The sequence below is a fragment of the Paenibacillus sp. P4_E11 genome, assembly GCF_056401635.1.
This window is the reverse complement of record NZ_JBFUIX010000546.1, coordinates 1-1,078: the sequence shown is the minus strand read 5'-3', so window position 1 is coordinate 1,078 and position 1,078 is coordinate 1. Positions and strand designations below refer to the sequence as shown.

1 protein-coding gene is annotated in these 1,078 nt (G+C 42.3%); it reads left to right on the top strand.

The features are described from left to right. Positions 1-610: hypothetical protein (locus AC1DWB_RS35925; protein ID WP_477545832.1), on the top strand; the 610-nt coding region annotated here is incomplete at its 5' end. Positions 611-1,078: the final 468 nt, after the last annotated feature.

Here is a 1,078-nt window from a genome sequence, read left to right as displayed (position 1 = left end):
GTCTGTAACGGACCCTGCAGAAATCGTAATGACGGCGAACGGTTCAGTTGAAGCAAGAGGAATAGATCAAACAGGCAATGAATCTTCAATCGGGCTTATTGTAATTCATAACATAGTGGCGGATCAGGATCCGTTAAAAGTTACGGTGGCTGCGTTAAATTCGAATGGGACGGAGCTGACTGTACTATTCAGTCATCAGTTAAATAGGCAGGCATCACTGAATAAAGACAAATTTCATGTAAACGGCACTGCCGTCTCCATAAGTAATGTGCGTTATGTTTCGGATCAAGCGGTCGTGTTGCAGCTTAACAGCCATGATGCTGTGACTAGCTTAATTACACTGGATGTTGATTCCGGAGCTGTTATGGATAAAGGAAGTAAAGTGATTTTGGAATGGAAAGGGTTGCCTGTGAGAACACAGTTGGATGCCATTCAACTTCGGGGTCAGCTGCTGTCTCTATCTCCTGGCAACCCTGGTGGTCCAATTCAGATTAATCATGTGGTGAGTTATATGCATCAAACTCCTGTGGATGTAACGGGTGATGCTGTTTTTGATCGGAATGATGTCTTGTTCCTTCTATTGCAAATCGTTATGCAGACGACGAACTAGAAGGGCTTAACGGCAGGTGGAGACTTGCAATCTCATCAAGTAAATTGCTAAAGAGGTTGATCTACATCGTTGTAGACCAACCTCTATTTTTTGATTCTTAGGGCAATTACGGTTCGATAATAAATCCCGCAACATGCGACAGCTCTTCTTCCGCAACGATGATGGACATCTCCGTTTTTTCCGCCTTCGTTGTTGATTTCGTTCGGACCAGACGACCTTGTTGAACTTCGTACCTATGAACGGCAAAGCCGAGAAGACTTCTGCCTCATGAACAGGAGCCCGGCCGCTTATCATCAGGTTCTTCGTTTCTCAATTTATTAATGTCATTAAATTTAAATGACTCTTTGTTCGAAAGATATGGAACACCCAAAAGTTATAAAGTTAGCATATAAAATAATATGTAAACTTAATCACGTTAATGAATATGAACATTCCATAACAGTGTTAAAGCCGTCAGCAGGCATTACC